Genomic DNA, 1,755 nt, shown 5'->3' on the forward strand with positions numbered 1-1,755 from the left:
GGTGTGAGTTTTTATTTTGGGACAAATTTTACCGCTTTGATATTGATGCTTTTGTACGTATTTTACTTATCTCCATAGTGAGTTTTACACTGAGCTATTTCTATGGCGCCATTAGATATCCTAAATACGAGCCGATTTTTTCCATCTATTCTAACACTATAAAGCCCCGATAAATTACCCTTTAGCGCTTCGGGTTTGCCTATACAATCGTAGCCGTTACGCTCTATATCTAGGATTAACTTATTTATGCGCTTTAGGATATTTTTATCATTTTTCTGCCAATACAGATAATCCTTCCAAGCTTCTTGCGACCAGATTTTTTTCATCGATCCGCTTCTAACAAATCGTGCTCAATCCCGCTATTTTCCTTTAATTCGTCAAAAGAGCGCTTAAGATGAGATAAATTTTCGTGGCTGTAAAAGGGATCTGCTGTCAGCTCGAAAGGAATTTTGCGTTCTTGCAATACTTTTTTAGCAAATATTGTAAAAGCAGTAGTTAAATTTAGCCCCATTTCAGAGCATACTTCCTCCAATCCTTTTTTAAGCTCGGCATCCATTCTAAAATTTACGTTTATAGATCGCGTCATATTGTCTCCTTTTTGACTGCATTATACATTATTTATATGGATAATGCAATGATTTATAAATGTGATTTGCTAAAACTCCATTACGAGAGAACACTATTAATTCTAAATCTAGCAAGATTTTAATTCAAAACGAAATATGCATACTAAGCGCGATTATGCATAAAAGTAGCGCCAGCGGGACATAGACAAAGCGCCCGATATCATACCAGAGCTTGCCGCGAACCCTCTCTGCGCCCAGATTGATCTCATCTAAAATTTCATTCCGCTTAATCACCCAAAACCACGATATTGCGCCGATTACTGCTCCGATCGGAATGATATAAATCGATACGAAATCCATCCACGGACCCCATGAGCTTATCGCTTCCATACCAAGGCCCGCACCCAGGCAGATCGCGCACAATAGCGCAAGCGTGAATGCACGGCTTAGCCTTGGAAACTTATGCATTAGCGATTCGGCGACTACTTCGAACATATTTTGAAGCGATGAAATTCCACCAAAAATCACGGCAGTAAATAAAATCACCGCAAAAATTCTACCACCTGCCATATCTTGTAAAATTTTAGGCAGAGTTACAAAAAGTAGCTTAGGCCCCGCCGCAGGATCCATTCCATAAGCAAATACTGCAGGGATCATCACTAGCGCAGCTACCATCGCGGCTAGCGTGTCAAATAGCGCGGTATTTTTCGCCGCAGATACGATGTCTTCGTCCTTGGATAGATACGCGCCATAGACGATCATCCCTGAGCCCGTAATCGATAGCGAGAAAAACGCCTGTCCCATCGCAGAAATCCAAACCATCGGATCTGCTAACTTAGTAAAATCGGCGCCAAAAAGAAAGGCATATCCACCTGCAGCGCCTTGCAGCGTCGCGACCCTAACTGCTAAAATTGCAAATAGCACGAAAAATAGCGGCATCATAATTTTATTCGTTTTTTCGATGCTTTTGGCGCCGAAAAACAGCGTCAGCAACGTGCCTGCGACGATTATGCAGTGATAAGGCACTACGGAGTAGGGCGTCAGGGCAAAAGAGTTAAACCACGTATCGGTATTTTCGCTCATTAGCGAGCCGTCTATGGCTTGGACTAGCGCCTTTAAAACGTAGGCGATGATTACGGCATAGCCCACTGCGATGCACATCGAACCGGCAAGTGGCAACCAGCCGATA

General features: G+C 42.6%; 3 protein-coding genes. All 3 read right to left on the minus strand.

Features of this window, described 5'->3' with window-relative positions; translation table 11 throughout:
- Positions 1 to 62: 62 nt before the first annotated feature.
- Entirely contained in the window at positions 63 to 326 is a 264-nt protein-coding gene (locus tag Q0236_RS05875) for a Txe/YoeB family addiction module toxin (protein ID WP_297901723.1), read from the minus strand.
- A complete protein-coding gene (locus tag Q0236_RS05880) occupies positions 323 to 586 on the minus strand; it encodes a type II toxin-antitoxin system RelB/DinJ family antitoxin (protein WP_297901724.1) in 264 nt (87 codons plus the stop codon). Before Q0236_RS05880 ends, Q0236_RS05875 begins: the two co-directional genes overlap by 4 nt.
- Before the next feature lie 124 nt (positions 587 to 710).
- On the minus strand, positions 711 to 1,755 hold a 1,045-nt coding region (locus Q0236_RS05885; RefSeq protein ID WP_297915999.1), incomplete at its 5' end, for a sodium-dependent transporter.

The sequence above is a fragment of the uncultured Campylobacter sp. genome (assembly GCF_938031315.1).
Classification (GTDB): Bacteria; Campylobacterota; Campylobacteria; order Campylobacterales; family Campylobacteraceae; genus Campylobacter_B.

Bases quoted from the DNA above. Each gene is read 5' to 3' on its own strand.
- Q0236_RS05875 (WP_297901723.1), bottom strand. From the start codon at position 326: ATGAAAAAAATCTGGTCGCAAGAAGCTTGGAAGGATTATCTGTATTGG.
- Q0236_RS05880 (WP_297901724.1), bottom strand. From the start codon at position 586: ATGACGCGATCTATAAACGTAAATTTTAGAATGGATGCCGAGCTTAAA.